This is a genomic window from Hyphomicrobium sp. MC1 (assembly GCF_000253295.1).
Lineage (GTDB): Bacteria > Pseudomonadota > Alphaproteobacteria > Rhizobiales > Hyphomicrobiaceae > Hyphomicrobium_B.
This window is the reverse complement of the sequence record NC_015717.1, coordinates 3,489,421-3,512,313: the sequence shown is the minus strand read 5'-3', so window position 1 is coordinate 3,512,313 and position 22,893 is coordinate 3,489,421. Positions and strand designations below refer to the sequence as shown.

The following is a 22,893-nucleotide window of genomic DNA, read 5'->3' as shown; positions in this document are numbered from 1 at the left end:
GGTAGCACAGCGATGAAGCCGGAAGATGCCTATCGATGGCTCATTAACGCTGCGGCAGCGTCCTACGATGCGTTCGATATTCATGTTGTGTCGGCGATCCTTGCCCTCGCTTTGGCCGATGCAAGGATTGGCAATGGCACGATTTTAGAAGGGACAGGGCTCGATAAATCGTCCTTCTCGAACCTTGCCATCGATATGTTTCCAGACATTCACGCGGCGCTGGACATCGAGGCGGGTGATGCCGAGGTGGTCGTTGATGATGAAGAGCAATCTATTCGCGATATTCTCACCATGTTTGCCAGTGGCGCCGGTCCTTTGGAGCGCTCGCTCGTTGCCATGATCGCCCGGCGTTGCAAATGGCCTCATCACCTCTGGCAGGATTTGGGTCTGCGAAATCGAGGTGAGCTTTCGACACTGATGAAAAGACACTTCTCACGGCTCGCTGATAGAAACCGGCAGGATATGAAGTGGAAGAAATTCCTCTATCGCATGGTCTGCGGATCGGAGGGATTCGTGCTTTGCACCGCTCCGGTTTGTTCGGAGTGCGATGACTTCAAGATTTGCTTTGGAGCTGAAGACGGAGAATCGAGGCTCGCCTGGGCGAGAAATGCGCCGGCAACCGCTGCCTGATCGCCGCGAAATTTAAAGCGCGGTCATTCAATACCTTGTTCCCGGGCTTTCCACATCGCCGCAATGCGGAAGCGTTCGTTGATGGCGGTCGGATTCGCAAGAATTTCGGCTTCGGCTTTCTTGAAGGCCTTGTCGACGATCTCCGCTTCTTCACGCGTAAGTGCCACGCGTCCGGCCATATGCGTCGCTTCCGGCATGACCTCGCGAATAGCGCGCCTGTTAGGATGAAGCTTGACTTCGATCAGCTCGAAGGCCTCAAGAACTCCATCGAGACAAATGGCGAGGCCGACGACCTCAAGCTTTCGTCCGTCCTGCGTGGTTTTGACGAGGGTCGACATGGTCAGCACTTCTCCTGCGCTGCAAGCCAGCTGTAACCGCCTTGATCCCAGAGCTGTGCAAGTGTTTGGTCAGCCGTCCAGGCGGGAAATTGTAGTTTTAGCGCTTTATAATCAGCGTAGAATCGCAAGGCGTCATCATCAATCAAATGTGCGTTCATCCGATCAGGTTTGAAGCGAAGGACGAACGCGGCTTCATCCTCGGAAGCGAACAATTCGTATTCCGGACCTTCCTCGATCATCTTAAAGGGTGTCTTCCCGCTCATCGAAAAGCCTCGCGGCATAGGCTACGCCGCCACTGCAGGCGTATCTTCGGCAAGTCCCCACTCTGCCCAAGACCCGTCGTAGACAGCCGCTGTCTTATGGCCGGCCAAATGCAGCGCCAGCGCGACGACGCAAGATGTGATGCCCGATGCGCACGTCGTCACGATCGGCGAGGCAAGATTGATGCCGGCTGCTTGAATGCGCTCGGATATGGCATCTGGTGCGATGAATGTCCCCGAATCCCGGCCGATGAAATCAGTCCAAGGGATATTGGCGGCATTGGGAATGTGGCCAAGTTTCTTGAACGGGAACACATCTTCGTGCGTACCGGCAAAAGTGCCTGCGCCGCGCGTATCGATGACTTGATCACGTCCTGAACTGAGGTTCGTCTTCATGTCGTCGAGTGTGCGCACGAGCGCGGGAGAGAACTCCGCCGAGAATGATTTTGGCTCTGGCCGCACTGGCGACATCTCGGTCGGAAGCTTTTCTTTGACCCATTTGCCAAAACCGCCGTCGAGTAGTGCAACTTTATGGTAGCCGAAGACCCGGAACATCCACCAGACCCGCGCTGCTGCAGAACCGCCATTCAAGCGGTCATAAACAATGATCTGGTCACCGGTTCCCACACCAAGCAAGCCGACTTTTTTTGAGAAGTCGGCCGCCGTCGGTAGCATATGAGGAAGCGGATTGGATTTGTCAGCGACATGGTCAATGTCGAAGTGAACCGACCCGGGAAGATGGCGCCCGCGGTACTGCGTGCGTCCATCGAGATTTGTGCTGACATGGTGCCAGGTGCAATCAAGGATACGAACACTCGGATCCGTAAGATGCTCAGCAAGCCATTCGCTGCTGACCAACGAGTCTTGATCTGGAGCCGTCATACAAAATTTCCCCACATGTCGGAAAATCGACAACTGTCTTCAACAGGACACATGATATTTCAATTCCACTGCGTGGAAGTCGTCACGGATTTTGTGGCATGGGAAAGCCAGAGCGCGGCTTGGTGTCGTAGTAATCCGGTCGCTCCGGCCATGCACCTTCCGGCATGAACGTGAACTTGGTGAGGACCACCGGCGCTCCGTTCGAACACGAAACTTCCTTGAATTTGATTTCTCGCTCTCCCGGACCGGCAGAAAAGTCGGCGATCACCGTGCCGTCGGCCTTGCGCGCGCGTGCAAATCCAGGTGTGCCGACGCTGACCGCGTTGACGGGATTAGCCGTGAAATTTGGCGTTTCCAGTCCATCGGCGGCTGGACCGAAGGCGGACGCCGCAAACGTGAATGTCGCGAGTACGCCACTGCGATCGACAGGTTTGTCGGCACTGTGAGGGCGAGCAACGGAATAGACCGTCAGAGTGCCACCATCGAGCAGCGTTTTCAGGTCGTCCAGGGAACACTGAGCAAATTCGGGTGCGATATTCATTCCGTTCTCCGCGCATTCGGTTTGATAACGGAAGAACAATCAAATTCTGTGCCATCCAGGTGGAATAAAACAGCAAGGCGTGGATTTGCGCGAATCTTGCAGGGTCGCTTACAGCTCAACGGCGATAAAGGCTGCCGAAAGCTGACGTCGTGACATCAGCTTGTTCGAGCTGGTCTTGAAGAAAGAGGAAAGCATGGACGCGAGTACCGCCTACGCCATTTGCAGCATGAGCGACATCCCAAGCCAGAGGGCGCGTGGCTTTCAACTCTTGCTGATCGATGACAACGGTCTCGAACGGCCTTGGCCGATCGTTATCGTGCGTTGGGGACGGCAGGTCTTTGGCTACGTCAACCGGTGTCCTCACGATGGTGTGAATCTGGACTGGGAGCGCAACCAGTTCCTCGATTCAAACGGCATCAGACTGATGTGCGGCAAGCACGGCGGCCTTTTTGAACTCGGAACCGGCGTTTGCGTCGAGGGACCCTGCAAAGGACGCAGCTTGCAGCCTGTCGCGCTCGCAATCATCGACAATGATATTTGCGTTACGGGCGTCCGGCTTGCTGAAGATGACGAAGAAAGTGAAACCTCAACAGCCGAAGAGCCCACGATTTGATGCTGGCCTAGACCGGACGGTTCTCGTTTCTGTTCTTGACCGGCTGCATTAGCGCGAGACCCTGTTCGAAAGTGATGGGTTCATACGAGGCTTCGAACTTTGCGAGAGCGTCGAGAACGTAGTCAAGTTTGCCGGCCGTATCGAGCTTCTTGATATCATTCTTGTCGATGCTCATCAGATCCAGCGTCTCTTTCCACACCGTCGATTCATCGCAAGGCAGGATAATGAATGTGAGACCGCTGATGTCCACGCAATATTTGGCTAGAAGATCAATGTTATTGCAGAATAGGAGATACTTGCCCGTCGGCCGCAGTAGATCTCCGATCGTATCTGTTACTACGCCGAGATACGCGAAGCTGTGCAGATAGCCCGCAAGGACAGGGATCGTTGGCTCCCCCTCTTCGACGATTGTGAGCACTTGTTCGATGCAAAAGTCCGGCGGGCGCTTTTCATCGGCGACCTGCGTTTGAAACTTCAACGCTATGTCACCGCGAAAACCAAAACGGCCTGGTTTTGTCGTTGGCGCTTTGAGCACCGCATTGAGCAGGCGTCCCTCGTGATCTAGTCGGGCAAGTGCGGTCTTCTCAATCGTCGTTGCGGTTTTCTCGATAGTCGTCACAGGCAATCCCTCGGCTGTCGCATGGATCGGCGCGCGATCCACTTCCTGCAAGTTACACATGCAAGTTGCTTGCCGAATTACGCCAGGCTGCGATCCCCTCGGCCGCGTGCTTGAAAGATTTGGTGTTATCGAACCGCACCGTTGCGACGCGTCTGACGGGTCGCAGACCTGAGAGGTCTACTCGACTTCGCCTACGCTCCGTCGTGCAATGTCGGAAACCAAACATAGTAGCAAACACAACAGCTATGACGTTGTGAAAAGCGCCGCCAAATCAGCGTATTGAGGCATGGCACAGCTCTTGCTCCTAGCCATTGAAACGTCTTCGGGCATTGAAGGGTGAGCAATGATAAATCTGACCAACAGTGCGTTGAATGCAGTTCGCAACGCCATCTCGGGCGCACCCCAACCGGTCGGCGGACTTCGCATCATGGTCGAGGCCGGCGGCTGTGCGGGATACAAGTACATGATGGGCCTCGTCAATGAGGCAGGCCCAGATGACACCGTAATCGAACGCGATGGCGTAAAGGTCTTCGTCGATAACAAGAGCCACGAACTTCTGGCCGGTACCACCATCGACTTCGTGGTGGCTCTCGAAGGCTCGGGCTTTACCTTCGAAAATCCAAACGCGAATTCGAGCTGCTCCTGCGGGAAGTCGTTCGGATAGCGCCGTTTTTACGACGAATGCGCTCCGCGCAGGCCTCGTCACATGCAGAGCTTGAGTTTTCAGCCCAGATCGTAATCAGGGAGAAAAGACGAAATCATGCTTACCGAAACCGCACATTCTACCCAGGAGACGACTTCTGAGGATGAGCGCACGCAGATCATAAGAGCCGTGATCGAAGAGATCCGCGGAAACTTGCAGCGCGATGGCGGGGACTGCCAGCTCGTCGAAGTCAGCGGCAACAAAGTGATGGTCAAGCTGAGCGGCGCCTGCGTGTTTTGCAAACTCAGTAGTTCCACGCTCGAAGGCATCCAGGCCCGCCTAGTCGAGAGGTTGGGCGAATTTGTGCGGCTTATCCCGATCATAGGTGGGATAAAAGCGCAGCACTGAATGAGGTCATCCGTGCGTCCCGTCTATCTCGATAATAACGCGACGACACGCACAGATCCCGCGGTCGTAGCAGCCATGCTGCCCTATTTTACAGAGCAGTTCGGGAATGCCTCCTCGGAGCACCTATTCGGTTCGGGGCTTGGCGAGGCTATGAAAGACGCACGCAATAATCTGCGGGCTCTGATTGGCGCGGTCTTGCCTCATGAGATTATTTTTACATCAGGCGGAACTGAATCTGACAATGCAGCAATTCTCTCGGCGCTAGAAACTCAAGCGGGACGTGATGAGATTGTAACGACGAACGTCGAGCATTCAGCGATCCTCACGCTCGTTACCCATCTTGAAAGGATCGGGCGCGCCAAAGTGCATATCATCAGCGTCGATCGCCAAGGACGGCTCGATGAGGAAGCCTTTGCGCGTGCGCTCGGGCCGCGGACAGCAATCGCATCGGTCATGTGGGCGAACAACGAAACCGGAACGATCTTCCCTGTCGATCGCTTGGCGAAGATGGCGCACAGCGTCGGCGCACTATTCCATACGGATGCCGTGCAAGCTGTCGGAAAGATGCTGATTGATCTGAAATCTTCTGAGATCGACATGCTCTCTCTATCAGGCCACAAGCTGCATGGTCCGAAAGGCATTGGTGCGCTGTACGTCCGCAAAGGTGTAAAGTTTGCGTCTCAAATTAGAGGGGGGCATCAAGAGCGCGGACGGCGCGGCGGTACTGAGAATGTTCCCTCGATCATCGGACTGGGAAAAGCCGCCGAACTAGCAATGTCTCGCTTCGATGAAGAAACGACGCGGGTGCGCGCGTTGCGTGATCGCCTCGAGGATGGGATTTTGCGAGTGGGTGGCCCGTGCTTCGTCAACGGCGACAAGCGCAACAGGCTGCCTAATACATCGAATATTGCATTCGACGGGCTCGATGGTGAGGCCATCCTTACGCATATGAGTCGAGCGGGGATCGCAGCTTCCTCGGGCTCAGCGTGTACCTCCGGTTCGACAGAGCCTTCTCATGTATTACGGGCAATGAGTGTTCCGGTCACGGCGCTCCATGGGGCTATCCGCCTCTCGCTGTCGAGAGACAACACGGATGCCGATGTCGATCGAGTCTTGGAAGTTTTGCCGGGCATTATCGCAAAGCTAAGAGCGATGTTGCCGTCGGTACCCGGGAGGCCGGTAGGCTCTAACGCGCAGAGTTATATGTGAAGTGACATTTTGTTTCGTGCGCAGTGCGACCGGTATCGACCCGGTCAATCTCTGAGAGCATGCCCGTCGGTCTGATCGGCTGCGAACAAAGGAGTTGAATTGATGAAAGTGATGATCCGTCGCTCTCCGGAGACAGGTTTGTCCATTTACGTTCCGAAGAAGGATCTCGAGGAGCCAATTGTCGAGTCGCAGCACGAGACACTTTGGGGTGGCTGGATTCGTATCGCAAATGGTTGGGTTCTCGATTTGCCTGAATTGGCTGCCGATACGCCCCTTCCAATTACGATCAATGCGCGTAAACGCGGTGAAGAGGACTGATGGCCATGAATGCGCCCGTTCCCTGCACAGATATTTTGAAGTTGGACGATGCAGAGGCGCTGCTCGCCAAGATCGCGAGTGAATTGAAAACGGGAACGATTATTCCGTATCTCGGACCGGGATTGACGGAGCTTTCAAAGCCAAGCGTCCCGATGACGCCGGAAGCCCTTGCTGCTTACTTCGGCGCAAAAGTTGCGCTGCCGCGGCGGGCAAAAGGAAATGCGTGGGCATCTGCTCAACACATCGAGAGCATGAAGCATCGCTCAACCGTCTCGGCGTTGATGACTGAAGCATTCACGCCAGCGATAGAGCCGACGCCGCTGCATCGCTATCTGGCATCTTTGCCGCTGCCTATGATCGTCGACGTCTGGTACGACGGGACGATGCGCGCAGCGCTGAGTGAAAGAAATGACTGGAGTGAGATTCAAGGCATCACGCGTGCTGGCATCGGCGAAGACCGTTGGTATCGCTTTTATGATGCAGCCGGAAACGAAGCCGACCGTACGGCCATCGAAGCTTGTACGACGCTGCTCTACAAGCCGCATGGCTCGATCGCCCCAGCAAAAAACTATCTGATTTCGGATGCAGATTACGTCGAGGTGCTGACGGAAATCGACATTCAGACGCCAATTCCCGATGCGGTGAAGGATCGTCGTACCGATCGGCGTTTCCTTTTTATCGGTTGCCGATTTCACGATCAGCTTCTTCGAACCTATGCGCGCCAGGTGACGAAGCGTTCAGCCGGCGAGCATTACGTCCTGGTCGATCCCGACGGCCTGACTAAGAATGAGATGCGGTTCTTCATGACGCACGGCCTGACGCCGATCGTCATTCCGCTCCCGAAAGCCGCAGAAATTATCCTGAAAGCGGCTTGAGAATTTCGCTCATCGAATATGTTCGAGACCGCGAACAAGTTAAATGCGCTGACGCTGCGCTCGCCGACGAAGGGGCGCATCGCACGTGCAACCCATCGTCCAGTCTTATGCGTCGGAAATCGCACCAACAACAACGTTGCCGCTGTCGTTTTTCCAACAGCTCAAGGGTGCGCATCGCACGCATGTCAGCATCACCACAGCGCATTTAGTCGGAAAAATGCAGACCTTTCGGAGAGTTATTCAAAATCTAATCACTGGCACGCGAGTTGCGTACCGCCATCATCAGGAGGTGTTGCACGCATCGGCGGCGCAACGCCAAACGACGATAGCACCTACGTGCAGCACACTGCACGACTGTCAGCGAGGATTTGAGATGCAGGACGTATCGGCGCAGCAGGAAGCGAGTGGATCCGAAGCGAAGCTGGAAGCGGTGATGCAGCAGATCGCGGACCACAAGGGCTGCGGAACGCACGGCGGAAGCGGCAAGGCCAGTTGCGGATCGCAAGCGGGCCAGGGCGATCTACCGACGGAGATTTGGGAGAAGGTCAAGAACCATCCCTGCTATAGCGAGGAAGCTCATCATCACTATGCGCGTATGCATGTCGCGGTCGCGCCGGCGTGCAACATCCAATGCAACTACTGCAATCGCAAATACGACTGCGCGAACGAATCTCGTCCGGGCGTCGTCAGCGAGAAATTGACACCCGAGCAGGCGGCGAAGAAAGTTCTGGCGGTGGCCTCGACTATTCCGCAGATGACGGTGTTGGGCATCGCCGGCCCGGGCGATCCTTTGGCAAATCCGGAGAAGACGTTCAAGACGTTTGAGCTGATCTCCAAGACCGCTCCCGATATCAAGCTGTGCCTATCGACGAACGGCCTCGCACTGCCAGACCATGTTGATACGATCGCGGGCTTCAATGTCGACCACGTGACGATAACAATCAATATGGTCGACCCCGAAATCGGCGCCAAGATTTACCCATGGGTATTTTGGAAACATAAGCGTTATACGGGCGTCGAGGCCGCGAAGCTTCTGACAGATCGGCAATTGCAGGGCCTTGAGATGCTCACTGAGCGAGGCATCCTCTGCAAGGTCAATTCTGTGATGATCCCAGGAATCAACGATCAGCATCTGGTCGATGTGAACAAGGCCGTGAAGTCTCGCGGCGCTTTCCTGCACAATATTATGCCGCTGATCTCTTCTCCCGAACATGGCACGGCGTTCGGCCTGACTGGGCAACGAGGTCCCACCGCGCAAGAGCTCAAAGCCCTCCAGGATTCTTGCGAAGGCGAGATGAACATGATGCGCCACTGCCGTCAGTGCCGTGCTGACGCCGTTGGCCTTCTCGGCGAAGATCGCTCTGCAGAATTCACGACCGACAAGATCATGGAGATGGAAGTCGATTACGACCTGGATTCACGCAAGGCATACCAAGCCAAAGTCGAAGAGGAGCGAGTCGCCAAGGTCGCTGCGAAGCAAGAGGAGCTTGCCTCGCTGGCAGGTGAAGTGAGTGACATCAAGCTTCTCGTCGCTGTGGCGACAAAGGGTTCGGGGCTTATCAATGAGCATTTCGGTCACGCCAAGGAGTTCCAAGTTTATGAACTCTCGACGTCTGGCGCAAAGTTCGTCGGTCATCGCCGCGTCGACCTTTATTGCCAGGGTGGTTACGGCGAGGAGGACAGCCTCGAGACGATCATTCGTGCGATCAACGACTGCCACGCAGTGTTTGTCGCAAAGATTGGAGGTTGCCCAAAGAGCGACCTCCAGAGGGCGGGTATCGATCCCGTCGATCAATACGCGCACGAGTTTATCGAAAAATCCGCGATCACTTGGTTCAAGGACTACCTATCAAAGGTGAAGAGCGGCGAGATAGAGCACGTTCAGCGTGGTGACGCCGAAATTCGGCAAGGCGCACTGACCGCCGCCGCTTGAGGTCGATGATTAGGAGACATCAATGACACTGAAGATCATAGCCTCTCAATGCACGAGTTGCTCCGCGTGCGAACCCGAATGCCCGAACGTGGCGATTACGGAGAAGAATGGCACGTTCGTGATCGATCCAAAGAAATGCACGGAATGCATCGGGCATTTCGACTCGCCCCAGTGCGCTGCGGTCTGCCCAGTCGATGACACGTGCGTTATCGACACCTCATACCCTCGCTACCAGCCGCCGGCGTGAGCGAAAGGAGACCACGATGAATCTCATACTCACGCCTGCAGCGCAGAAATTTATTCATCTCATGTTGCGTGCGGATGGCGGACCGGGAAGTGGTTTCCGGCTTGCCGTCAGTCCGGGAGGTTGCTCAGGATTGTCTGCGGACATCAGCGTGAAGAACGCTCCAGAGCCGGGAGACGCGGTCCTGGAGCAGGACGGCCTCAAATTCTTTTTGCCCGCGGAGAGCCGCATTCTTCTTGAAGGCGTGACCATCGACTTTAGCGACAGTGCTGCCCAGACGGGTTTCGTCTTTCATGATCCCAAAGCGACCGCATGCTGCGGCTCGGGGCAGCCTGCTGAAGCCGTGCAATGAGGAAACGAAAGTGATGGTGGGCTCGGTTGGGCAAGCGGCGCCGCAATCCGTCTTCGAAGATGCTCTCCTTTCAAATGCTCTGTTAGGAGGCGGTCTTCCGGACGACGCGGAGGATCATTTGTGGCAGGCTGCGCTCTCCTATCATTTAGATGACGTCGCGGAGCGCCACCTCCGTCAGGCGGAGGCGCTCGCACCCGGGCACGCAGCGGTGCTGATCGGGCTCTATCGTTTCTACTTCTACAAGGGTCGGCTGTCGGAGGCACTCGGCATTGCAAAACTGTGTCTTGAGAAGGCATCACGCGAAAACAATCTCGTGCCGGATTGGCGTGAAGTCGCTGCAGCCGATGCGCCATTCGGCGATTACGAGGAGATACTTCCGCGCTTCTTCCTCTTTACACTGAAGGGATACGCTTATCTCCAAATGCGGCTCGGCAACCTAGAGGAAGGTCGAGCTGCCGTCCTCAAACTTATCGAACTCGATTCCACAGACAAGATCGGCGCAAAGGTCCTTCTCGGTGTTCTCGATCGGATGGGACATGACGATGACTGATGACATCGACGAAGCCCGAGACTGGCTGGGGAATGAGGTGAGTTGCGCGTCGTGCGGTCATGGTGCGCTGAACGCTGCCGGTAGGTGCCGGCTGAAGCACGCTTGCGTCAACGATCGCTACGCCCGGCGGATCGATCGCTTCTTCAATTGGAATCCGGACCTCGCGAACGCCTACGTCGCCCATGCACATTTTGAGGTGCGAGCAATTGCGGCCAAGCACGCCGATGTGTTTCTCTTGCCGCCGCTTCTTGATGACCAGGAGGAGACCGTGCGCTGGAATGCGGCGCGCCGATTGCCGAAGCGTCTCATCTTGCGTTTGCGGACTGATCCCCATCGGGAAGTGCGAAATCGTATCGCCTCGCTTCTCGACGACGCCGAGCTAACGCCGATGTTATCGGACACCGATTATTACGTCCGCCTGGTCGTTGCCCGGCGTATTGCGCCGGCATTGCTCGCGCGGCTTATGGACGATGAAGAACCGGAAGTTCGTCGCGTCGTTGCTCGGAGAATTCCTACCGATTGGTTGTTCCGGATGGTGGAAGACTCGGATTCGGCGGTGCGACTCGAGGTTGCTCAGCGTCTGTCATCTGATCTCCTCTTCTGGCTTCGGAACGACCCAGATTGGCGCGTGCGCTACGAAGTGGCGAGCCGCGTACCGGATACGCAAATCGCCGAACTGGCGAACGACGGCGACGCGCTCGTGCGTGAGATGGCGCAATCGCGCCAATCGATGGCGCATCGTGACAGACTGATGGCTATTTCGACATGAGCAACATTGTCCGCGATAGCGATGTGGTGGAGATCTCCGAGCCACCATTTTTCAACTTCGGAGAGAAGGTGAAGGCGAAGCGCGTGATCCGTAATGACGGAACTTACGCTGGCAAGGAGATCGGTGAGATCTTGGCCAAGAAAGGCGAAGTCGGATACGTCGTCAGCATCGGAACGTTTCTTCAGCAATTTTATATTTACGGCGTCGAGTTCACCGAAAGCGGTAATCGCGTGGGTATGAAGCGCAAGGAGCTGGAACCCGTCATCCCGCACGACGGTGATGAGGATTTGCCTCTGCCGGAGGCAATTTCGGCTGGAGGAAAATTTCCATGATCGAACCGCGGCTGCCGAAATACCAATGGGGACAGCGCGTCAAGGCGACCATAGACCTTGATAACGACGGCTCGTTTCCGGACGCCCCCGACCAAGGCCGACTGGTGAATGTCGGTGACACCGGAGAAATCGTCCAGGTCGGCACACACACCGAGGCGAACATTCCGGTCTATTTGGTCGAGTTCGGCGAACGGCTCGTTGTGGGCTGCTTTGAGGAAGAGATCGTCCCGGTTTAGAAAGGCGAGTCTGTCATGAACTTGGCGACATTAACGCACTCGGTGGTGGTGGGCTTGGCTGCCCATCCTAACGATCTCGATCTCCGACGGATTGAGCGCGCGCTCCAATCGCGCAGGCGTTATCGCTACGTCTCGCCGAGCGTGTCCGCGGTGTCGGGCGGCTATCGCATAGCGAGCCCATGCTGCTCAAGGAACATCGATCCTGATGGCCGCGTCATCGATGTCGCGTTGCTGATCTATGAGGCCGATCGCGGGAGCTGGCAGCTTTTCCGAAAGGACCACGAAAACGCGGTCTGGGAATTTCACAGCGCCTATGCACGCCTGACTGATCTTTTGGACCAGTTGAACGCCGATGCCGAGCGAAAATTCTGGCAATGACGTCGATGCACGCACGACAAAAACAGCGCAAAGAGAAGAGGATTGCGAATGCCCATCGGCTCTGACGACCTGACGGCGATCGATGAAGTTCTCTCGGCGCAACCGGGCGATGCCCAGGTTTTTGGCGACCTTCGCAAGCGCTTGCCACACCTCTCATGGACACGATGTGACGCTTCGGACGTAATCGAAACACCGTTTCGCACATACAGCCAGTTTGACATTCATCTTTTGGATGCGGCCGATCACTGCGTGCGGATCACGTCCGATCTGGCACAGGCAACGGGCATTATTCTCGCGAAACGGAGCACACACGCATGATCGAGCCGGCAACGCTGGATGGCGTCGTGAAAGGTGATGATACCCTCATTGAGGGAGGAGACGAATCCTTCATTCCGTTATCGGATCCCGATGTCACCATTGCGGAACTTGAGGCCGTTAACGCGGTCATGACGTCTCCGAGGCTGTCTAGCGGTCGGGCGGTCGAAGCATTTGAAGCCGCATTCGCGGGATATGTTGGCCGCAAGTATGCCATCGCTGTCCCTAGCGGAACGCTTGGACTTCTATTCACCCTTGCCGCTTACGAGGTAGGTGCAGGCGCGGAAGTCATCGCGTCGCCTTATTCGTTCCGCGAGACTCAGCACGCCATCAGCATCGCCGGAGCGCGACCGGTTTTTGCCGATATCGATTATTGGGCGGGAACGCTGGTCTCGGCAAAGGTCGAAGCCCGCATAACCGAAAAGACGCGAGCCATAGTGGCCTCCAACAACAACGGGCACCCGGCGGCCTGGGCCGATTTGCGTGACGTCGCCAAAAGGCACGGTCTCATCCTAATCGAAGACTCCACCGAAGCGATCGGCTCAAAATATCAGGGTGCGCTGGTTGGGACATTCGGTGACGCGTCCGTGTTCGATTTCTCGCAACCCTCGCCTTTGGTCTGCGGAGAGGGCGGCATGGTTGTTACCGATGACGTTGATCTCGCGGTGACAATTCGGCGGCATCGGTCCCACCGCTTGGAAGAGCGATCGTCCGTCGTCGTCAGTGGGACGCCTGCTTATCAAGCCGGAATGAGCAACATTACCGCGACACTCGGTCTCGCACAGCTAAAGCGGCTAGACGAAATTCTTGAGCGGCGCCGGCTGACGGAGCACCTCTACTACAGGCACGTCCAGTCGTTTGAGGGCATCAAAGATCCCTACGTCGGGCCGGATGTAACCGAAGTGAACTGGTTCCTCTATCTGGTGCATCTTGGAACACGATTCACCCGCTCCAGCCGAGACGCCATTGTCGAAGATTTGCGTGTTGAGCAGGTAGAAGCAGCCGCGTACTGCAATCCGCTGCATCTTCAAAGGCATTATTTCGATCTTGGCTATCGCCGCGGCGATTACTTGGTGGCGGAGAAGGTGGCTGATCGCGCCGTCGCGCTGCCGTTTCACACGCATCTGACCGACGACCAGATCGGCTTTATCGTTTCGACGATGAAGGACGCTTCGATCAACGTCGGCGCAGGAGCTGCGATCTATCTATAGCAAGAAAAAGCGAGGAGTTATCAATGGCAACGCTGACCATAATGCCGGCAGACAAATCCATCGAAGTGGCGGACGGAACGACTTTGCTCGCCGCAATTCTCTCTTCGGGAATCGATTTTCCGCACAATTGCGAGGACCAAGGTTGTCGGGGCGGTTGCCATGTCTTCGTCCAGGAGGGACGCAAGGGACTTTCGAAGATTGCGCGCGAGGAAAACGAGAAGCTCGACTCCATCGTCGGCGTCGGTTCCAAGTCTCGTCTTGCTTGCCAGGCCAAGGTGCTTGGAACCGAGAACATCAAAGTTGAACTTTTGGGCTTCGGATCAGGTCTATGAAATTCTATGGAGACGAGAAATGGAGCAGAATAACCCAGTGCTGATTCATACGAGGTTCGCTCCGAACGGCACCGTCGTCGAAATCAGCGAGAGGCCGCCGGCATTGCCGCCGCAGGACTGGTTCAATTTTCTAAGTGACCGCGTGGGCGGTTCCTACCAGACCCTTGCAGGCGGGCGAGGCGTGTTTCGCTTGACCAGAGAACGCGTCGACGCATTGAAGGCAGAGAGCATGCCGAGTGCCGCTGAATGAGATCTCCGTGGGCGGAGACGGCGTGAACGATCATTCAGCGCAATCGGAGCATGAAGCCCTTTGATAGGGCTTCATGCTGTATGAAGAGCGCCAGTGCTTCCGCCTTCGTGGCGGGGCGAGGCCAGCCGGGCAAGATGCATTGCTTGCCCCGTGAGGACGAGATGTCAGCGGAAACAAACGAAGTCTTCATCATTTGCGCGGTCGACAGCCTCGAAATTGGGGGCGCCAAAGGGTTTAGTTTGCTGCGCATCGAGGACGGAGAAAGTAGGCCGTTTCGAATTGTCGTTGTCCGAATGGGCAATAGCGACTTTGTCGGCTACGTGAATGCCTGTCCTCACGCTGGCGTCTGGTTGAACATCGGGGCCGGCGAGTTTTTCAGTCCGGATGGGGCGTTCCTGAAATGCGGCCGCCACGGCGCGCTCTTCGACATCGAGACTGGTCTGTGCGTCGATGGGCCATGCAAAGACAAAGCTTTGGAGCCGGTCAAGCTCGCCGTATTAGATGGCGATGTCTGTGTTTGCGATATCGCATTGGAAGATGACGAGCCTGGTGATCCTTTTGCCGATCTCGACGATACGATGGAAATCATGATTCATCCCAACTGACCTAACCGAAAGTCACGTCAAGCAGGATGGAAAGGGAAAACGTGGTGGGGGCTGCGCAGCAAGACTGCCGGTATTTTGTGTCCTACAGCGGCGTGAAACTTCCGTTTCAGCTCATCAACCCTGTCGCGGAGGAAGCGCTCTCAAATCGCAATACCTACTTCAAGGCCTACTTTGACGAAGCGGGGAGGTTAAAGGGGTTTGATAAAATGGTGTACGGCGAAGTCAAACTTAGTCATCGCTATGACTTCCATGGCAACGGCGCACTGAAGGTCGCCGAGATCGTCATGCTCGATGAAGAGCCTATGACTTTGTATTTCGACGAAGTTGGCGCCCAAATCCCAAGCGCATAGAAGCGAGACATTAGCCATGACCATAGGCCAACTGGTCGAAATGCTCTCCACCATGCCGAAGGATGCAGTTGTTCTGATCGAGAACGGCGTGGGACTGTCCAGTATCGGCGCGCTCGAGTTCATCGACAGCCAGGGGCTTGGCGCACCCGCCGAGGTCATCTTGCAACCGAGCAACGATGAATAGTAGTCATCCCCGCCGATAAACGCCTTGTGGCGTCGGAGGCGCGAGAGCAACGCCAATTCGCACGAGAGACGATCGGAGAACCTCAATGACGGAGCCCAATACCGAACTATCGATGTTCGAGCGCATCGGCGGCGCAGATGTCATAGATCGTTTGGTGGAGAACTTTTACGCGAGAATGGATACGTTGCCGGAGGCCAGAACAGTTCGCGATATGCATGACTCGGATCTCGGACCCATCGCTAAGGTCCTAAAGCGGTATTTGTCCGAATGGACTGGTGGTCCGAAGCTCTATTCGGTTGAAAAGGGCCACCCACGATTGCGCCAACGGCATTTGGGATTTTCGATCGGGCCTGCAGAACGCGATGCTTGGCTTCTTTGCATGCGAGGTGCGCTCGACGATGAGATCGCGGATGTCAAAGCAAAGGAAGAGTTGTTTGCGACAATTGCCAAACTCGCAGACTGGATGCGCAACCAAGCTGGAAACCCGCACGACGCTCGCGCCGCTCGGAATTAGTTAGAACGATGTGCGGAACACCTCTAACCCGATGGAACTCCGAAAAAGGCTTCGTCGTCGCCGCCCCAAGCTTTATGAAGCGCAAAAGCGTTTTTCCATTTCGCCAATTCCAAATCATCGGCATGGCGATGCGTGATCTTGCCCTCGGGTTCATCAGCGAGAAGATAGGTTTTGCCGTTCCTGATGAAGCGATTGAGGGCTTTCATGTCTGTCGGACGAACGACGTAACGCGGGATTTCGTTGACGAGAATTGTTGTCGGAAGCATGACCTTATCTCCTCAACATATGTTGTCTCAGAACCTGTCGTCGCATTTCCCCCACGGATGTGAAGCCGGTACGAGCGGCGCGCGAATCCCTGCTTTCTCGATCTCGGCCAGACTTTTGTAGAAGGTTCCTTCGTGCACCACGGCGCCGGTCTTTGTCGTGATCGCCACGTAGCGCGCTACGGGATCGATTTCACATAGGTAACCGCCGCCCGGTTCTAATGTGCTGCGCGTATTGCCATCCCAATCAACAAAAAATCCCTCGGCGATCGCCATCTGAAGTCCTCTCGGTCTGGCGCAAGATCTGGCATACGGCAAGCAAAGTTCTTGCCTACGCGAATTTTCATAGTCGAATGATTTGACTTGGCGGGTGTTCGACAATTCGCCATGTGCACGAGGTGCTTTTCGGGCAAACGATTTGGAGCAAAGGCAATCTCATCTAGGACGACTCGTCGTCACTCGCCACGAGTTCGCGAAATCCTCTTTCGACGATCGAAAAGCAGGACAAAAGGCGCTGATATTCGCCATTGCCGACTTCAATCCGCTCGGTAGGAACCGTGTCGCCAAGAGCGGGTTTTGCCGCTTCGATAGCCTCGAATAGCACCTTCTCCAGCTGGTATATTCGTTCGCTCGCACGCTCGAGATAGGGAAGCGGATTTGCACGGATATTGGCCTCGTGTAAGGCATCAAGCTGCAGTAGGCGCCGAAAGCGCCGCGTAATCAGACGCTTCTCTTTGCCGAAATCGTGTCTAATCACTTTCATGATCTATAATTTTCGTTGAAGAGAGGCCAGCACGAGCTCAACGATACGGCGCGGACTCAATCCATGGGCGGACCAAGGTCGTCCCCGTCATCCTTTTTCTTCTTTTGCTTCTTCTTGTCCGATTTCGCTTGGGCATATGCACCGGCGTTTTTGAGAGTAACTGGCGGCTGCCCTTCTACATATTGCGACACCCAGAACGATGTGCGTTCCTGCGCTGTCTGGGCCGCTCCCTTGCTGTAAGCTATTTGCTCATCACAGTCGAAACCGTGCCCCGCCGGATACGTGAATACGCTGACGTCCGGACGACTAGCCCGAAACAGCGTGACCTCGTCGGGAGAAGAGCGCGAATCCCTTTCAGCAAAATGAAGGAGCGTCGGAATTTTCCGCTTGGCGCTAAGCTCCTTCACGACAGCATCACTGTAATAGCCGATGGAACAAGCAAGCCCGTTCACTCGGTTCCCGGAGACATAAGCCAAGTAGCCGCCCCAACCGAAACCGACGATCGCGACCTTGCTGGCATCTTTAACGGCATCAACGGTAGCTTGAATGTCGGATATGGCGTCGCCTTTTCCGACTTGCTCGGCGAGAGACATTCCTTCGGCGTATGCTGCATCGTCATATCCTAACGCGACGTCGGGCCTTACCCTGTCAAACAGGGAGGGAGCAATGGCGACGTATCCGTTCGCGGCGAAGCGATCCGCGGTCTTGCGAATACACGGATTGACGCCGAAAAGGTCCTGGATGATTACGACGGCACCTTTTGGTGTCTCGCTCGGATTGGCGCGGTATGCGAGAAATTTGTGTCCGTCGCTTGCAGTCAGCTCGATCATGAGACCTTCACCTTCTATCCAGCGTGAGTTTGTTAGCCGGAAAAATAGAGGACGCAGAGTAAATGCAAGAAAATCTCCTAGGGGCTAATTCTTGCTCAGCACCATTACGAGACGGTCCACCCGCTTACCTTGCTTGAAATGCGATTGAACGATTTCGTCGATATCCTCGGCCGTGCTCGGCCGGTACCAGATGCCTTCCGGATAGACGACCATGAGTGGGCCAGTCCGGCAAAATCCCAGGCAGCCAGCGGCGGTAAAGCCGACGTCGCTAAGATGCTCGGCTTCGAGCGCTTTGCTAAGGTAATCCCAGAGCGGCTGAGCGCCGACGGCTCCGCAACTTCCTCGCGGATGATTGGGTGGACGCTGCGTAAAGCACGCGAAGATATGATGTTTGTAGACTTGCGGAACGTCCACCACGTCGTCGTCAAGGGTCGTCGTCATATCGCGGTCGCCAGGATGCCGTTCTCGGTGAGAAGCGCCGAAAGTTCGCCTGCTTGGAACATCTCGCGCACGATATCGCAGCCGCCTACGAATTCACCCTTGACGTAGAGTTGAGGAATGGTCGGCCAATTGGAAAAGACCTTGATACCTTCGCGGATTTCCGGGTCGGACAGGACATCGATACTGGCAAACGGAACATCGAGCTTTGATAGGATCTGCACGACAGCTGCGGAAAATCCGCATTGGGGAGCCGTCGGCACGCCCTTCATGAAGAGAACGACGTCACTTGCCGAGATGAGGTCTTTGATGCGTCCGGTCGTTAAATCCATCATAAGCTTTCTCCACACACGGGATGCGGTTTGCAAAATGCGCCGTTCTGACAGGTCACTCTGGGATCAATGTTTCGAGAGCAAGGGCATGCAAAACGCCACCCATTTGTCCTTTCAACGCGCTGTAGACCATCTGGTGCTGTTGGATCCGGTTCTTGCCTTTGAAGGCGCTAGATGTAACGCGAGCAGCAAAATGATCGCCATCTCCTGCCATATCGATGACGACAACATGCGCGTCGGGAAACGCCTGCTTGATGAGCTTCTCGATCTCGCGTCCATCCATTGCCATTAGGGTCGCTCCAAGTTCCATAGTCGCTTCTATGCAAAGTAGAAGCCAAGCTTCGAACGGGCGGGCTGGCGTGAGATAACGCAAAGAATCCTCCCTCAATTGGAGGAACGATGCCTCGGTCCGATGTCGGGTTTCTGACATCGCGACGCCAGGTTCTGTTCCGGAAGAAACGAGCGCTGCAGGATCTTCTTCGGCTTTACCGTGCGTCGCTGCGGCCCGCCTCTTGCTTGCGGCTTGGAATAGGAAGTCCTGCGCATTTGGCGCGCCGTTGCAGAGGTCCACATGACCGATCTACTCGTAGAGCCGGAAGCAATAAATTTTGGAGATTTGCCAGCAGCAATCAATGCGCTTCTTCAGCAGGGCGTGGCGGCCTATCGGCAGGATTATGCCCGAGCAGATACACTTTTTCGCAAAGCGCTCGCAGCCGCTCCGGATGTGCTTCCGATCTATTTTTGCCTCTACAAAATCCACACCTATCGGGGAAATCTCGAAGAGGCCCAAGTCGCGGCGGAGCAAGGCCTCGAGAAAGCTGCAAGTCAAGCAGGATGGAGTTATGATTGGCTCCAATGGCGGCCGGAAAGCGACGTGGCTGAGGGCGCCGCGCGCTTTGCTCTCTACACACTCAAGGCTCTCGCTTTCATCAATCTCAAGCAGAACAATCGCGATGAAGCCAAGAGAATGCTCGCAAAATTGCGTGAAATGGATCCCACTGGAGTGGTAGGGTGGCCGGTAATTTCCGCGCTGGCGGAAGCCTTGGACTAAGCCACTAGAAGCGTGGCATTGCGTTTGCAGGATCCCAATCAGAGCGGCATGGCGACCGCATCACGATTGCAACGACGAGGGGCCTATGTCCATGAGCACACCGACCGCCAACGATGCGCAAATAATGGATTCGGCTCGCCAGCCAGGAACAGAGACCATAGTTGCAGCTTTACGCACCGTTTTCGATCCAGAAATTCCGGTGAACGTCTATGATCTCGGACTGATTTACCGCATCGAGATGACAGAGAGTGGATCTGTCGAGATCGACATGACCCTTACTGCGCCCGCATGCCCTGTCGCCGGCGAGATGCTGAATTGGGTGCGGAATGCCGTGAATGAGATCGAAGGAATTCAGAACGTAAAAGTCAATCTCGTGTTCGATCCGCCGTGGGAGCAGTCAAAAATGTCGGACGAAGCAAAGCTCGAACTCGGCTTCATGTAGACCTGGTTGGCTTAGGCCCGGACGGCCAGTGTCTTTCTTGCATTCCGGAGCAGCTCGAGGCACTCGATTGTTGCAGCCATATCAATTGCGGTAAAGCCGTCCAGTGTTTCCGCAGTGATATCGGCGCCTTTTTCCAGCAATCGCGCAACAACGTCGGCCTTGCTCGCCGAAGACGCATACATCAGTGCGGTAGCGCCATTGTCGTTCCGATTATTGATGTCAACGCCGGCGTCAGCAAGCATGTCAATGATATTCAAGTGGCCGCCGACGCATGCAAGCCACAGCGCAGTATTGCCATCGGTATTTTGTGCGTCTATTCGCGCACCGGCCGCGATGAGATTGCGAACGATCTCGCTGTCGCCGAGATGACTGGCTTTCATAAGTGGAGTTGTGTTGTTGGCAATGATACTGTTGACGTCATCGACGGGGAACCCGTGCTCCGCGAGCCACCATTGTAGAGACTTGTCTTCCCTGCCGCTCGTCGTATCGCGGCTGTTGCGCCAAGCTTCGTAGCCACCATCGAGACTGTAGACCTCCAAAAACCCGAAATCGGAAAACATCTGAGCGTATTCCCGGCTTGCAAAGCCACGATAGCAGTAGATTACGACCGGTGCTTTTTTTTCGCTTCCATTGATCACGCTCGATATATTTCTCATTGAAACGTGCTGCGCGCCTTGAATATGACCTTTCCTGAAGGTTTCAATGTCGCGCACGTCGAGCACAACAACGTCGTTACGGCGGAGCAAGGCCTCCGCTTTTCGCACATCGATGCAAAGAAAGGGGGTACGATTTTTCATGCTGTATGCTCGACTTTATCTGTCTTCCGCGCTGGGTAAGGAGGTAGAGTCAGGATGCGCGTGTCCGCGATGGGGCGTCCGACCGTGAAGTGGTAGAGAGCCTGGAATTGGTCAGTCTTCAATCCGAGCAATTCATGCAAGGCATCATCGAAGAAGCAGCCGATCCCAGTTCCACGGATACCAAGAGCCTCCGCCTCAAGATAAAGAATATGTCCAAGCAGGCCGGCTTCCCAGTGGAGTTGACGATAGCGCCACGCGTTCAGCTCAACGATCGAGTGAAACTCGCAGAGCATGCTGAGGGAGAAACAACTGTCGCTTGCGATCGCTTGATAGCAACTTACCGTTTTTGCGATGGCCCGGCAGTCGGCGGCTGCAAGTCGAAAGAAGGGGAGGTGAGCGGGACAACGGGAAGGCCGGTCCCAGCGGAAATCGGAATGAAGCTGCTGCCGCAGTAGGGGCATGGCAGCTTCGCGACGCGGTAAAGCGTAAACGCCCGGTTCAATACCTTCGACGCGGTGAACGAAAAAGATTGGATGGACGCGCGGTAGGAAGTCCCAAACATCCCAGGGCATGGACGGTCGAAAAAGTAGCGAATCCAAGATTTGGTAGAAGGTGCCGGCGCTCATCTTGAATTTTGGGTCGAAACGCTGCGCGCTGCGGCGATTGAGAATAATAGTCGCCGCTTGAACGTCTGGTGCGTCCCCAATTGGAGGGTAAGCTTTTGTCTCCAATAATGACTCATCGGCGCCACGCCCGCGCGTGGCAACACTCACGTCATCGATGATGGGCCAGCGGTAGAGAGGATGGAGATCGAGGACGTTGGCACGGCCCATCCATTGAGCCGCCGGTGATTCCACTGTGACCGCTTGATGGACTGCATCCGATCCAGACCCGCGATGCGGTTCTATAGCGAGCACAAGATCGGCTTCTTCAGATTCGGCGCCGCGGAAGTCGTTCCTGCGATCAAGGCCCATCAATTTAGCAAGTTCATCTGAGCCGAGATCAACGAGTTTCGCCGTCCATCCGAGAGCGGCGGCTGCGTAGCGAAGCGCCCCAAGCGCGTGTCCGATATCGAGCTGGCAGTAGCGGAATGCACGCTCGCCATACTTCCATGCTTCTCGCCAATGGATCGATGAAAACCCGATCCAAAGACGAGCTTCTCCCGCCGTCGTCTTTTCATAGCGGCATCGCCGTTCAAGCATATGGTCGCGACAGACGTAATGATAAAGCCCGTCATCAAGACCCGGAACGTCGCGTGAAAGTACGTAGGCTTCGGTCGGGTGCAAATTTCCGCTAGATGGATTGCAGCGCAGTGCCCAGCGATCTGGCCCCTGTTCCTTCCAGGCCGAGAGCGCCATGGAAAGCTCGAGCAGGGAGGCCACCGATTCAATCGTCAGCGGCGTAACGGCCGTACTCGTGGGATCATAAAGCTGCCGATAGGTGGTATTCGGTTGTTGGGACATGAGCTCCAGCGCAACGCGGTCACATCCTTCGAATTCGCGAAACGGATTGGGCTGCGCATCCCAGTCCAGCGTCTCCGGACCGGAAGCATATCGTCTAAGGCTGTGCTTTGTGCGTGCGTGATAAGCCACAGCGGTCTCTGAGCGGCTCAGTGCACGTGTGGCAGCTTCTGTCATGACGGCTGACCGTCTTGGGGCGTGCGTGGGTCGGGGCACTGCGTCGCCTGATCATGGCGCGAACAGCTCTGGACGTCTTCTCCGGTCAGGTGGTTACCCAGCAGCGATACGACGGGCTCTCTGTCGAAGCCGGCGCACTTCTGGCCATCTGCCTCTATCAGCGGCCGCCGAATAAGAAGCGGATCTGCGAGCATCAATATCAGCGCTGCTTCATCATTGAAGGACTGAGGCTTGATCTCTCCCGACTTTATGCGCGGCGCCGCGGGATTGAACCAAGACGTGACCGGCATATCGCCAAAAAAGCTGCGCAGCCGCTCTGTGGTCCAGGGTTCCGAAAGCAGATCCTTAGCGACGACCTCATGCCCCGCGGCTTCGAGCATGCGCTTCTGGCGGGCGTTCGTTCCGCAACCGGGCTTTTGATAAAAGATGACCGTCGTCACAGTCCGCGC

40 protein-coding genes are annotated in these 22,893 nt (G+C 55.8%); 25 read left to right on the top strand and 15 right to left on the bottom strand.

Translation table 11 applies throughout. The features are described 5' to 3' along the window. The first annotated feature begins 12 nt into the window (after positions 1-12). A complete protein-coding gene (locus HYPMC_RS17000) occupies positions 13-630 on the top strand; it encodes a nitrogen fixation protein NifQ (RefSeq protein ID WP_041301098.1) in 618 nt (205 codons plus the stop codon). Positions 631-653: 23 nt separating this feature from the next. Here HYPMC_RS17000 and HYPMC_RS16995 read toward each other — a convergent pair whose 3' ends face one another. The 4 genes from HYPMC_RS16995 to HYPMC_RS16980 form a co-directional block, all read right to left on the bottom strand. Then, on the bottom strand, positions 654-968 hold the full coding sequence (locus tag HYPMC_RS16995) for a hypothetical protein (RefSeq protein WP_013949280.1): 315 nt from the start codon (positions 966-968) through the stop codon (positions 654-656). Between the two features lie 2 nt (positions 969-970). Continuing rightward, positions 971-1,231, bottom strand: coding sequence for a hypothetical protein (locus HYPMC_RS16990; protein WP_013949279.1), 261 nt, complete (start codon positions 1,229-1,231; stop codon positions 971-973). A 21-nt stretch (positions 1,232-1,252) separates the two neighbouring features. Next, a complete protein-coding gene (locus tag HYPMC_RS16985; protein WP_013949278.1) occupies positions 1,253-2,110 on the bottom strand; it encodes a sulfurtransferase in 858 nt (285 codons plus the stop codon). 82 nt (positions 2,111-2,192) lie between these two features. Continuing rightward, positions 2,193-2,651 carry a hypothetical protein gene (locus tag HYPMC_RS16980; protein WP_013949277.1) on the bottom strand — a complete coding sequence of 153 codons (459 nt, stop codon included), beginning with the start codon at positions 2,649-2,651 and terminating at the stop codon, positions 2,193-2,195. A gap of 193 nt (positions 2,652-2,844) precedes the next feature. Between HYPMC_RS16980 and HYPMC_RS16975 the strand changes: the two genes are divergently transcribed. After that, a complete protein-coding gene (locus tag HYPMC_RS16975; RefSeq protein WP_013949276.1) occupies positions 2,845-3,264 on the top strand; it encodes a Rieske 2Fe-2S domain-containing protein in 420 nt (139 codons plus the stop codon). A 7-nt stretch (positions 3,265-3,271) separates the two neighbouring features. On the opposite strand, the gene HYPMC_RS16970 is transcribed toward HYPMC_RS16975, so the two are convergent. Next, complete coding sequence (locus HYPMC_RS16970) at positions 3,272-3,883, bottom strand: hypothetical protein (RefSeq protein WP_024276332.1); 612 nt, start codon at positions 3,881-3,883, stop codon at positions 3,272-3,274. Between the two features lie 343 nt (positions 3,884-4,226). Here HYPMC_RS16970 and HYPMC_RS16965 point away from each other — a divergent pair, with 343 nt between their 5' ends. The 21 genes from HYPMC_RS16965 to HYPMC_RS16875 all read left to right on the top strand — a co-directional run bounded on the left by HYPMC_RS16965 (position 4,227) and on the right by HYPMC_RS16875 (position 15,891). After that, positions 4,227-4,547, top strand: a complete 321-nt coding sequence (locus HYPMC_RS16965) for an iron-sulfur cluster assembly accessory protein (RefSeq protein WP_013949274.1) — start codon at positions 4,227-4,229, stop codon at positions 4,545-4,547. Between the two features lie 96 nt (positions 4,548-4,643). Beyond that, on the top strand, positions 4,644-4,934 hold the full coding sequence (locus HYPMC_RS16960; protein ID WP_013949273.1) for a NifU family protein: 291 nt from the start codon (positions 4,644-4,646) through the stop codon (positions 4,932-4,934). A gap of 12 nt (positions 4,935-4,946) precedes the next feature. Beyond that, positions 4,947-6,143: a cysteine desulfurase NifS gene (gene nifS / locus HYPMC_RS16955; protein ID WP_024276331.1), complete on the top strand. Its 1,197-nt coding sequence runs from the start codon at positions 4,947-4,949 to the stop codon at positions 6,141-6,143. Positions 6,144-6,245: 102 nt separating this feature from the next. Next, complete coding sequence (nifT, locus tag HYPMC_RS16950) at positions 6,246-6,461, top strand: putative nitrogen fixation protein NifT (protein WP_013949271.1); 216 nt, start codon at positions 6,246-6,248, stop codon at positions 6,459-6,461. Positions 6,462-6,466: 5 nt separating this feature from the next. Further along, positions 6,467-7,336, top strand: coding sequence for an SIR2 family protein (locus HYPMC_RS16945; protein WP_024276330.1), 870 nt, complete (start codon positions 6,467-6,469; stop codon positions 7,334-7,336). Between the two features lie 373 nt (positions 7,337-7,709). Continuing rightward, entirely contained in the window at positions 7,710-9,269 is a 1,560-nt protein-coding gene (gene nifB, locus HYPMC_RS16940; RefSeq protein WP_013949269.1) for a nitrogenase cofactor biosynthesis protein NifB, read from the top strand. Positions 9,270-9,291: 22 nt separating this feature from the next. Then, on the top strand, positions 9,292-9,516 hold the full coding sequence (locus HYPMC_RS23825) for a 4Fe-4S binding protein (RefSeq protein WP_081740999.1): 225 nt from the start codon (positions 9,292-9,294) through the stop codon (positions 9,514-9,516). 16 nt (positions 9,517-9,532) lie between these two features. Beyond that, positions 9,533-9,865 carry an iron-sulfur cluster assembly accessory protein gene (locus tag HYPMC_RS16935; protein ID WP_013949268.1) on the top strand — a complete coding sequence of 111 codons (333 nt, stop codon included), beginning with the start codon at positions 9,533-9,535 and terminating at the stop codon, positions 9,863-9,865. 13 nt (positions 9,866-9,878) lie between these two features. Then, the gene (locus HYPMC_RS16930; protein ID WP_013949267.1) at positions 9,879-10,415 is read left to right on the top strand and encodes a hypothetical protein; all 537 of its coding nucleotides are present in this window, start codon (positions 9,879-9,881) and stop codon (positions 10,413-10,415) included. Next, a complete protein-coding gene (locus HYPMC_RS16925) occupies positions 10,408-11,184 on the top strand; it encodes a 4Fe4S-binding leucine-rich repeat protein (RefSeq protein WP_041301097.1) in 777 nt (258 codons plus the stop codon). Before HYPMC_RS16930 ends, HYPMC_RS16925 begins: the two co-directional genes overlap by 8 nt. Further along, positions 11,181-11,516 (top strand): nitrogen fixation protein NifZ, encoded by a 336-nt coding sequence (locus HYPMC_RS16920; protein ID WP_013949265.1) that lies wholly within the window; start codon positions 11,181-11,183, stop codon positions 11,514-11,516. Before HYPMC_RS16925 ends, HYPMC_RS16920 begins: the two co-directional genes overlap by 4 nt. Further along, positions 11,513-11,752 carry a nitrogen fixation protein NifZ gene (locus HYPMC_RS16915; RefSeq protein ID WP_013949264.1) on the top strand — a complete coding sequence of 80 codons (240 nt, stop codon included), beginning with the start codon at positions 11,513-11,515 and terminating at the stop codon, positions 11,750-11,752. The genes HYPMC_RS16920 and HYPMC_RS16915 overlap by 4 nt, the downstream gene beginning before the upstream one ends. Before the next feature lie 15 nt (positions 11,753-11,767). Then, positions 11,768-12,130 carry a DUF3024 domain-containing protein gene (locus HYPMC_RS16910; RefSeq protein ID WP_013949263.1) on the top strand — a complete coding sequence of 121 codons (363 nt, stop codon included), beginning with the start codon at positions 11,768-11,770 and terminating at the stop codon, positions 12,128-12,130. A gap of 48 nt (positions 12,131-12,178) precedes the next feature. Continuing rightward, on the top strand, positions 12,179-12,448 hold the full coding sequence (locus HYPMC_RS16905; protein ID WP_013949262.1) for a hypothetical protein: 270 nt from the start codon (positions 12,179-12,181) through the stop codon (positions 12,446-12,448). Continuing rightward, positions 12,445-13,656: a DegT/DnrJ/EryC1/StrS aminotransferase family protein gene (locus tag HYPMC_RS16900; RefSeq protein ID WP_013949261.1), complete on the top strand. Its 1,212-nt coding sequence runs from the start codon at positions 12,445-12,447 to the stop codon at positions 13,654-13,656. Before HYPMC_RS16905 ends, HYPMC_RS16900 begins: the two co-directional genes overlap by 4 nt. 23 nt (positions 13,657-13,679) lie before the next feature. Next, positions 13,680-13,988 (top strand): 2Fe-2S iron-sulfur cluster-binding protein, encoded by a 309-nt coding sequence (locus HYPMC_RS16895; protein ID WP_013949260.1) that lies wholly within the window; start codon positions 13,680-13,682, stop codon positions 13,986-13,988. A gap of 19 nt (positions 13,989-14,007) precedes the next feature. Continuing rightward, complete coding sequence (locus HYPMC_RS16890) at positions 14,008-14,238, top strand: hypothetical protein (RefSeq protein ID WP_013949259.1); 231 nt, start codon at positions 14,008-14,010, stop codon at positions 14,236-14,238. Between the two features lie 161 nt (positions 14,239-14,399). Beyond that, positions 14,400-14,843 (top strand): Rieske 2Fe-2S domain-containing protein, encoded by a 444-nt coding sequence (locus tag HYPMC_RS16885; protein WP_013949258.1) that lies wholly within the window; start codon positions 14,400-14,402, stop codon positions 14,841-14,843. 26 nt (positions 14,844-14,869) lie between these two features. Then, positions 14,870-15,193 (top strand): DUF6156 family protein, encoded by a 324-nt coding sequence (locus HYPMC_RS16880; protein WP_041300332.1) that lies wholly within the window; start codon positions 14,870-14,872, stop codon positions 15,191-15,193. A 16-nt stretch (positions 15,194-15,209) separates the two neighbouring features. Continuing rightward, on the top strand, positions 15,210-15,377 hold the full coding sequence (locus HYPMC_RS24515) for a hypothetical protein (protein ID WP_013949256.1): 168 nt from the start codon (positions 15,210-15,212) through the stop codon (positions 15,375-15,377). Positions 15,378-15,462: 85 nt separating this feature from the next. Continuing rightward, on the top strand, positions 15,463-15,891 hold the full coding sequence (locus HYPMC_RS16875) for a group II truncated hemoglobin (protein WP_013949255.1): 429 nt from the start codon (positions 15,463-15,465) through the stop codon (positions 15,889-15,891). Between the two features lie 23 nt (positions 15,892-15,914). Here the strand turns inward: HYPMC_RS16875 and HYPMC_RS16870 are convergent, their stop codons facing one another. From HYPMC_RS16870 to HYPMC_RS16840, 7 genes are all read right to left on the bottom strand, one after another. Continuing rightward, the gene (locus HYPMC_RS16870; RefSeq protein ID WP_013949254.1) at positions 15,915-16,157 is read right to left on the bottom strand and encodes a hypothetical protein; all 243 of its coding nucleotides are present in this window, start codon (positions 16,155-16,157) and stop codon (positions 15,915-15,917) included. A gap of 27 nt (positions 16,158-16,184) precedes the next feature. Continuing rightward, the gene (locus tag HYPMC_RS16865; protein ID WP_013949253.1) at positions 16,185-16,430 is read right to left on the bottom strand and encodes a hypothetical protein; all 246 of its coding nucleotides are present in this window, start codon (positions 16,428-16,430) and stop codon (positions 16,185-16,187) included. 163 nt (positions 16,431-16,593) lie between these two features. Beyond that, on the bottom strand, positions 16,594-16,917 hold the full coding sequence (locus HYPMC_RS16860; RefSeq protein WP_013949252.1) for a hypothetical protein: 324 nt from the start codon (positions 16,915-16,917) through the stop codon (positions 16,594-16,596). Between the two features lie 56 nt (positions 16,918-16,973). Further along, complete coding sequence (locus HYPMC_RS16855) at positions 16,974-17,747, bottom strand: dienelactone hydrolase family protein (RefSeq protein ID WP_013949251.1); 774 nt, start codon at positions 17,745-17,747, stop codon at positions 16,974-16,976. Positions 17,748-17,831: 84 nt separating this feature from the next. Further along, entirely contained in the window at positions 17,832-18,188 is a 357-nt protein-coding gene (locus HYPMC_RS16850; RefSeq protein ID WP_013949250.1) for a ferredoxin, read from the bottom strand. Next, the gene (gene grxD, locus HYPMC_RS16845; RefSeq protein WP_013949249.1) at positions 18,185-18,520 is read right to left on the bottom strand and encodes a Grx4 family monothiol glutaredoxin; all 336 of its coding nucleotides are present in this window, start codon (positions 18,518-18,520) and stop codon (positions 18,185-18,187) included. The genes HYPMC_RS16850 and grxD overlap by 4 nt, the downstream gene beginning before the upstream one ends. A 52-nt stretch (positions 18,521-18,572) precedes the next feature. Beyond that, the gene (locus HYPMC_RS16840; RefSeq protein WP_024276317.1) at positions 18,573-18,806 is read right to left on the bottom strand and encodes a BolA family protein; all 234 of its coding nucleotides are present in this window, start codon (positions 18,804-18,806) and stop codon (positions 18,573-18,575) included. A 282-nt stretch (positions 18,807-19,088) separates the two neighbouring features. On the opposite strand from HYPMC_RS16840, the gene HYPMC_RS16835 reads away from it, so the two are divergent. Then, the gene (locus HYPMC_RS16835; protein WP_013949247.1) at positions 19,089-19,568 is read left to right on the top strand and encodes a hypothetical protein; all 480 of its coding nucleotides are present in this window, start codon (positions 19,089-19,091) and stop codon (positions 19,566-19,568) included. Between the two features lie 91 nt (positions 19,569-19,659). Continuing rightward, positions 19,660-20,010, top strand: coding sequence for an SUF system Fe-S cluster assembly protein (locus HYPMC_RS16830; protein ID WP_244420913.1), 351 nt, complete (start codon positions 19,660-19,662; stop codon positions 20,008-20,010). Between the two features lie 11 nt (positions 20,011-20,021). Here the strand turns inward: HYPMC_RS16830 and HYPMC_RS16825 are convergent, their stop codons facing one another. From HYPMC_RS16825 to HYPMC_RS16815, 3 genes are read right to left on the bottom strand one after another with little or no spacing between them, the layout of a single operon-like run. Beyond that, positions 20,022-20,807: an ankyrin repeat domain-containing protein gene (locus tag HYPMC_RS16825; protein ID WP_013949245.1), complete on the bottom strand. Its 786-nt coding sequence runs from the start codon at positions 20,805-20,807 to the stop codon at positions 20,022-20,024. Next, positions 20,804-22,444: a SagB/ThcOx family dehydrogenase gene (locus HYPMC_RS16820; protein WP_013949244.1), complete on the bottom strand. Its 1,641-nt coding sequence runs from the start codon at positions 22,442-22,444 to the stop codon at positions 20,804-20,806. The genes HYPMC_RS16825 and HYPMC_RS16820 overlap by 4 nt, the downstream gene beginning before the upstream one ends. Further along, positions 22,441-22,884 carry an ArsC/Spx/MgsR family protein gene (locus HYPMC_RS16815; RefSeq protein WP_013949243.1) on the bottom strand — a complete coding sequence of 148 codons (444 nt, stop codon included), beginning with the start codon at positions 22,882-22,884 and terminating at the stop codon, positions 22,441-22,443. The genes HYPMC_RS16820 and HYPMC_RS16815 overlap by 4 nt, the downstream gene beginning before the upstream one ends. Positions 22,885-22,893 lie beyond the last annotated feature (9 nt).